At 72.8% G+C, this 7,175-nt stretch carries 6 protein-coding genes; 5 read left to right on the plus strand and 1 reads right to left on the minus strand.

The window, feature by feature from the left end; translation table 11 throughout:
• The first annotated feature begins 389 nt into the window (after positions 1–389).
• The 5 genes from E4099_RS26405 to hemB are packed head-to-tail and all read left to right on the plus strand — an operon-like array spanning position 390 to position 6,322.
• Positions 390–1,262 carry a redox-sensing transcriptional repressor Rex gene (locus E4099_RS26405; protein ID WP_135341632.1) on the plus strand — a complete coding sequence of 291 codons (873 nt, stop codon included), beginning with the start codon at positions 390–392 and terminating at the stop codon, positions 1,260–1,262.
• Positions 1,259–2,647, plus strand: coding sequence for a glutamyl-tRNA reductase (locus E4099_RS26410; protein WP_135341633.1), 1,389 nt, complete (start codon positions 1,259–1,261; stop codon positions 2,645–2,647). The genes E4099_RS26405 and E4099_RS26410 overlap by 4 nt, the downstream gene beginning before the upstream one ends.
• The gene (gene hemC / locus E4099_RS26415) at positions 2,644–3,660 is read left to right on the plus strand and encodes a hydroxymethylbilane synthase (RefSeq protein ID WP_135341634.1); all 1,017 of its coding nucleotides are present in this window, start codon (positions 2,644–2,646) and stop codon (positions 3,658–3,660) included. Before E4099_RS26410 ends, hemC begins: the two co-directional genes overlap by 4 nt.
• Complete coding sequence (locus E4099_RS26420; protein WP_135341635.1) at positions 3,657–5,321, plus strand: bifunctional uroporphyrinogen-III C-methyltransferase/uroporphyrinogen-III synthase; 1,665 nt, start codon at positions 3,657–3,659, stop codon at positions 5,319–5,321. Before hemC ends, E4099_RS26420 begins: the two co-directional genes overlap by 4 nt.
• A complete protein-coding gene (gene hemB, locus E4099_RS26425) occupies positions 5,318–6,322 on the plus strand; it encodes a porphobilinogen synthase (RefSeq protein ID WP_135341636.1) in 1,005 nt (334 codons plus the stop codon). The genes E4099_RS26420 and hemB overlap by 4 nt, the downstream gene beginning before the upstream one ends.
• Positions 6,323–6,463: 141 nt before the next feature.
• Here hemB and E4099_RS26430 read toward each other — a convergent pair whose 3' ends face one another.
• Complete coding sequence (locus tag E4099_RS26430; RefSeq protein WP_135341637.1) at positions 6,464–7,033, minus strand: AMIN-like domain-containing (lipo)protein; 570 nt, start codon at positions 7,031–7,033, stop codon at positions 6,464–6,466.
• Positions 7,034–7,175 lie beyond the last annotated feature (142 nt).

Here is a 7,175-nt window from a genome sequence, read left to right on the forward strand (position 1 = left end):
GTGTATCAGAGACAGCCCGTCGGTGGGTGGGCCGGGGTGACCGGTCGGTGGGCGACGCTCGTCGACCGATGCTTTTCGGCCGGGCGAGGCGGGCGGTTGTTCGACTACCATCATGGGCGTTTTGGTGGTGTCCGGGGGCATAGCGGGTAAGGAGTGACGGCAGCGTGCTCTCGTCGGCGTACCCCACTTACCGGCGCGTAGGGCGGGAACGGTATGCGGCGCCCCGCGGTTCCGTGAATCACCCGCGAACTCGCGTGACACCCATCACTTTGGTTGGACAAAGCGGACACCATCTTTGTGCACGCGTTCACAAAGACATAGCCTGCTGTGCAGGGGGCGGTCTGAGGACGTATGGCCGCCCAGAGCCCCGCTCTACCCGCAGGAGCACCGTGGCAACTGGCCGAACACACCGACCGGCGACCCGTAGCCGAGGGATCCCCGAGGCCACCGTCGCCCGTCTTCCGCTGTATCTGCGCGCACTGACCGCACTCTCCGAGCGCTCGGTTCCCACGGTCTCCTCCGAGGAACTGGCCGCCGCCGCCGGTGTCAACTCCGCGAAGCTCCGCAAGGACTTCTCCTACCTCGGCTCGTACGGCACCCGCGGGGTCGGCTACGACGTGGAGTACCTCGTCTACCAGATCTCGCGTGAGCTGGGCCTGACCCAGGACTGGCCGGTTGTGATCGTCGGTATCGGTAACCTCGGCGCCGCGCTCGCCAACTACGGCGGCTTCGCCTCCCGCGGTTTCCGGGTGGCCGCGCTGATCGACGCGGACCCCGCGATGGCGGGCAAGCCGGTCGCCGGCATCGCGGTGCAGCACACCGACGAGCTGGAGTCGATCATCACCGGCAACGGGGTCTCCATCGGCGTCATCGCCACCCCGGCCGGCGCCGCCCAGCAGGTGTGCGACCGGCTGGTGGCCGCCGGGGTCACCTCGATCCTCAACTTCGCGCCGACCGTGCTGTCCGTCCCCGAAGGGGTGGACGTCCGCAAGGTCGACCTCTCCATAGAGCTCCAGATCCTCGCCTTCCACGAGCAGCGCAAGGCCGGGGAAGGGGAGCGCGTGGCGCTTCCGATCGAGGGCGGCGACCTGGAGCCTTCCCCTGGCGGCAGCCGGGGGACGGAGGGTGAGCGGGTGGCGCTCCCCATCGAGGGCGGTGCCCAGGCGGGCCCGATGGCGCGCGCCGGACAGGACACCGGTGCGGCCGCGGGCGGTCGGCAGCAGGGGCCGGACGGGGACGTCCCCGCGGTGATGCCGGCATGAGCGTTCTCGTCGTCGGACTGAGCCACCGCAGCGCTCCGGTGAGTGTGCTGGAGCGTGCGGCGCTCACCGCTGACCAGCGGGCCAAGCTGCTGCACGACACGCTGGCCGCCGAGCCGGCGGTCGAGGCCGCCGCGCTGGCCACCTGCAACCGGATCGAGCTCTACGCCGACGTGGACAAGTTCCACGCCGGTGTCGCCGAGCTGTCCACGCTGCTGGCCCAGCACTGCGGCGTCAGCCTGGAGGAGCTCACCCCCTATCTCTATGTCCACTACGAGGACCGGGCCGTACACCACCTGTTCTCGGTGGCCTGCGGCTTGGACTCGATGGTGGTGGGCGAGGGCCAGATCCTCGGCCAGATCAAGGACGCGCTGGCCCTCGGCCAGGAGCTGCACACCGCCGGACGGCTGCTCAACGAGCTGTTCCAGCAGGCGCTGCGGGTCGGCAAGCGGGCGCACAGCGAGACCGGGATCGACAAGGCCGGGCAGTCCCTGGTCACCTTCGGTCTCGAACAGCTCGCGGCCGGCACCGAGGTGCCGGCCTGGGTGGCGGGCAAGCGCGCCCTGGTGATCGGCGCCGGTTCGATGTCCTCGCTGGCCGCGACCACGCTGGCGCGCGCCGGTGTGGGCGAACTGGTGATCGCCAACAGGACGTTGGAGCGGGCCGAGCGGCTGGCGGCGGCGCTCGCCGGCGACCCGGAGCAGGCCGGCCCGGTGGCGCGCGCGGTGCCGATGGGGCAGGTCGACGCCGAGCTGCCGCAGGCCGACATCGTGGTCTCCTGCACCGGCGCCACCGGTCTGGTGCTGACCGCCGAGGCGCTGGAGAGCGCGCTCGGGCAGCGCCCGGCCGGGCGTACCGAGCCGCTGGCCCTGCTGGACCTGGCGATGCCGCGGGACGTCGACGCCGCCGCGCACCGGCTGGACGGCGTCCGGCTGGTGGACATCGAGACCCTCGCCGAGGCCTCCGCCGCGCCGTCCGACCAGCCCGCCGCCTCGGCGGGTCCGATGGCCGCCGACGTGGACCAGGTGCGCGGAATCGTCTCAGCGGAGGTCGCGGCGTTCGGCGCCGCCCAGCGCGCCGCGCGCATCACCCCCACCGTGGTGGCGCTCCGCACCATGGCCGCCGATGTGGTGGCCCTGGAGATCGCCCGGCTGGAGGGCCGGCTCCCCGATCTTGACGACAAGGAGCGCGCGGAGATCACCCAGACCGTGCGGCGGGTCGTCGACAAGCTCCTGCACGCACCGACCGTGCGGGTAAAGCAGTTGGCGTCCACCCCCGGCGGTGCCGGGTACGCGGACGCGCTGCGAGAACTCTTCGACCTCGACCCGCAGGCGGTGGCAGCCGTCAGCCGGGCCGATCTGAACGACGCGAATCGAGGGCGGGCATGAACACCACAGCCTCGCCGGGAAACTCCCAGCTCCCCACCGACCAGGCCCCGCTGCGGCTGGGCACCCGGCGCAGCACCTTGGCGATGGCCCAGTCCGGGCAGGTCGCCGAGGCGGTGAGCGCGGTGACCGGACGTCCGGTCGAACTGGTCGAGATCACCACCTATGGCGACACCTCGCGGGAGCACCTGGCGCAGATCGGCGGCACCGGCGTCTTCGTCTCGGCGCTGCGGGACGCGCTGCTGGCCGGGGAGATCGACCTGGCGGTGCACTCGCTGAAGGACCTGCCGACCGCCGAGCCCGAGGGCCTGGCGCTGGCCGCGATACCGGTGCGCGCGGACGCGCGCGACGCACTGGTGGCCCGTGACGGCCTGACCTTCGAGCAGCTGACCGCGCCGGCCGGCGAGGGCCGCCCGGTCCGGATCGGCACCGGCTCGCCGCGCCGGATGGCGCAGCTCAACGCCTGGGCGCGGACGCTGGGGCGCGAGATCGAGACCGTACCGATCCGCGGCAACATCGACCGGCGGCTCGGTTTCGTGGCGTCCGGGGAGCTGGACGCCGTCGTGCTGGCCGCCGCGGGGCTGACCCGCATCGGCCGGCTGGACGAGGCCACCGAGCTGCTGGACCCCTCCCATGTCCTGCCCGCCCCCGGCCAGGGGGCACTGGCAGTCGAGTGTGCCGCGGACGACGCGGACCTCGCCGCCCGACTCGCCGAGCTCGATGATCCGCACACCCGGATCGCCGTGACGGCCGAGCGTTCCCTGCTCGCCGCCCTGGAGGCCGGCTGCAGCGCACCCGTGGGCGCGCTGGCCGATTTCCAGGCCGACGGTCAGGTTGTCACCGAAATGCGCCTGCGCGGCGTCGTCGGCTCGATCGACGGTTCCACGCTGGTGCACCTGTCCACCACCGGTCCCGTACCCGCGTCGCACGACGACGCCATGGCCCTCGGTCGCGAACTCGCCGCCGAGATGCTCGCGAAGGGTGCGGCCGGTCTGATGGGGGAGCGAGCACTTTGAACCCCACCGCCCCGAACCACCCCGGCTGCGGGCAGGTAACCTTCCTCGGTGCCGGCCCCGGAGACCCCGGACTGCTGACCCTGCGCGCCGTGGAGGCGCTGGCGGCCGCGGATGTGCTGATCGCCGATCCGCAGGTGCTCGACGTGGTGCGTGCGCACGTGCGTCCGGCTGTCGCGGCCGACGCTCAGGGCGCACCGCGGCAGGTAGAGGCTGACGAGGCATCAGGCACCGCCGCAGTTCCGCTACTCCGGGACACGGCCAATCTTGTCATGGCGGCCGTGCGCGGCGGCAAGCGGGTCGTGCGTGCGGTCGCCGGCGACCCCGGCCTGGACGGGAACGCCGCCGACGAGATGCTCGCCTGCGCCGCCGAGGGCATCGCCTTCGAGGTGGTGCCCGGTGTGGCCGCCGCCGTCGGCGTGCCCGCGTACGCCGGTGTGCCGCTGCGCGACGGGCGGGGTGCGGACGTCCGGTTCGTGGACGCCCGTACCGCGGACGACCGCTGCTGGAGCGAGGTCGGTTCCTCGGACGCCACCGCCGTGGTCAGCGCCACCCTGGAGACCATCGCCGCGGCCGCCGGCGAGCTGGTGGCCGCCGGCCGCAAGCCGGACACCCCGCTCACCGTGACGGTCGCCGGCACCACCACCCGGCAGCGCACCTGGACGGCGACGCTGGGCACCATCGCCCAGGTGTTCAAGTCGGGCAAGGTGCTGCCCTCGCCGGACGGCTGCCAGCCGGTCATAGCGGTGGTCGGCGAGCGCGGTGCGGCCGAGCAGCGCGACCGGCTGTCCTGGTTCGAGTCCAAGCCGCTGTTCGGCTGGAACGTGCTGGTGCCGCGGACCAAGGAGCAGGCCGCCTCGCTCTCCGACCAGCTGCGCTCCTACGGCGCCGTGCCCAGCGAGGTGCCGACCATCGCGGTCGAGCCGCCGCGCACCCCGCAGCAGATGGAGCGGGCGGTCAAGGGCCTGGTCACCGGGCGCTACGAGTGGATCGCCTTCACCTCGGTGAACGCCGTCAAGGCGGTGCGCGAGAAGTTCGAGGAGTACGGCCTGGACGCCCGCGCCTTCGCCGGGATCAAGGTCGCCGCGGTGGGCGAGCAGACCGCGAGGTCGCTGATCGAGTTCGGTGTGAAGCCGGACCTGGTGCCCTCCGGCGAGCAGTCGGCCGCCGGGCTGCTGGAGGACTGGCCGCCGTACGACCCGGTCTTCGACCCGATCGACCGCGTCTTCCTGCCGCGCGCCGACATCGCCACCGAGACCCTGGTGGCGGGCCTGATCGAGCTGGGCTGGGAGGTGGACGACGTCACCGCGTACCGCACGGTGCGCGCCTCGCCGCCGCCGGCCGAGACCCGCGAGGCGATCAAGGGCGGCGGGTTCGACGCCGTACTGTTCACCTCGTCCAGCACGGTGCGGAACCTGGTCGGCATCGCCGGCAAGCCGCACAACGTCACTGTCATCGCCTGCATCGGCCCGGCCACCGCGAAGACCGCGGAGGAGCACGGGCTGCGGGTGGACGTGCTGTCGCCCGAGCCCTCGGTGCACAAGCTGGCCGAGGCGCTGGCGGAGTTCGGGGCGGCCCGGCGGGCCGCGGCCCTGGAGGCCGGCGACCCGGTCACCCGCCCGAGCGAGCGGCGGCCCGGATCGCGAAGGAGGGCACGGAGTTGAGCAGCGCGTACGGAGGATTCCCGGGGGTGCGACCGCGCCGGCTGCGGGTGAACCCGGCGATGCGCCGGATGGTCGCCGAGACCCGGCTGCACCCGGCGGAGCTGATTCTGCCCGCGTTCGTGCGGGAGGGCATCAGCGAGCCCGTGCCGCTGGCCGCCATGCCCGGCGTGGTCCAGCACACCCGGGACACCCTGCGGAAGGCCGCCGCCGAGGCGGTCGAGGCGGGCCTGGGCGGCATCATGCTCTTCGGGGTGCCCGAGGACGCCAAGAAGGACGCCGTCGGCACGCCGGGCACCGACCCGGAGGGCATCTTGCAGATGGCCATCCGGGATGTGCGGGCCGAGGTCGGCGACGACCTGGTGGTCATGTCCGACCTGTGCCTGGACGAGCACACCGACCACGGCCACTGCGGCGTCCTGGACGCGGCGGGCCGGGTGGACAACGACGCCACCCTGGAGCGGTACGCCGAGATGGCCCGGGCGCAGGCCGAGGCGGGCGCGCACGTGGTGGGCCCCAGCGGCATGATGGACGGCCAGGTGCGGGTGATCCGCGAGGCGCTGGACGGTGCCGGGCACCAGGACGTGTCGATCCTGGCCTACACCGCCAAGTACGCCTCCGCCTTCTACGGACCGTTCCGTGAGGCGGTGGGCTCCTCGCTCCAGGGCGACCGCAAGACCTACCAGCAGGACCCGGCCAACGCCCGGGAGTCGCTGCGCGAGCTGGCCCTGGACCTCGCCGAGGGCGCGGACATGGTCATGGTCAAGCCGGCCCTGCCGTACCTGGACATCCTGAGCAAGATCGCGGAGTCGGTGGACGTGCCGGTGGCCGCGTACCAGATCTCCGGCGAGTACGCGATGGTCGAGGCCGCCGCCGCCAACGGCTGGATCGACCGGGACCGGGCGATCATGGAGACCCTGACCTCCATCCGCCGGGCGGGCGCCGGGATGATCCTCACCTACTGGGCCACGGAGGTGGCGCGGCTGCTGCGCCGCGGCGAGTAGGACCCGCGGGGGCACGCTGCTCCTTCCGTGGTCGTGGAGAGTGCCGTACGGGCCGGTTCTGCCGGCCCGTACGGCATTTTTCGGTGGTACGGCCTCGGGACGTGGCCGTACCACCGCCGCGTCAGCCCGCGGCGGCCGGCCTCACCAGGTGTGCGCGACGTCCACGATCAGCTGGTCGCCGGACTGGAGCACCCGGAACGGCAGCCGGGCGCGCACGCCGACCGCGACCTGCGTCTGCCCCTCGAAGCTCGCCCCGAAGCGGGTGTCCTGGAACGTCCGGTAGCCCGTCACATCCACCCCGGGCAGCGTCTCCCCGGCCCGACCGGCGTAGGTCTGCGCGCCGCTCACCGGGTCGTAGCTGGGCGCGTCGACCGAGATCTGGAGGATCGCGCCGCCGTTCACCGGGATCTCCTCGCCCGAGCCGTCCTGGTGGAACTTGTCCACATAGCCGACGCGGTAGCCGGTGTTGCCGCCACTCGCGCTGATGTCGAAGACGAGCCGGTCGTAGCAGTCGTGCCGGCCGGCCCGGATGTCGAGCAGCGGCCGGTAGTCCGTGTCCTGGCCCGTCTTGTCCAGGCTGCCCCAGGCGGTCGAGCAGGTCGCCGCCACGGTCCGCTGCGAGCCGACGGACGCCGTGGCGGCTCCCGCCGAAGCCGCCACGCCGGCGCCCGCCAGTGCCAGCGCCGCAACCGCTGTACCCCACCGTCGCATCGATAACCCCCAAGAAGAGTGCGTGTGTATCGGACGTGAAGGGGACCGGCAGGGGCTGGCCCAGGTTGTGCCGCAGTCGGCTTTTCGCCAGCACATTGTCGTAATCCGGATCTTGGACGGGCGGGGGTGTCGACTCCTGGAC

It is taken from the genome of Streptomyces palmae (assembly GCF_004684805.1).
GTDB classification, from domain to species: Bacteria; Actinomycetota; Actinomycetes; order Streptomycetales; family Streptomycetaceae; genus Streptomyces; species Streptomyces palmae.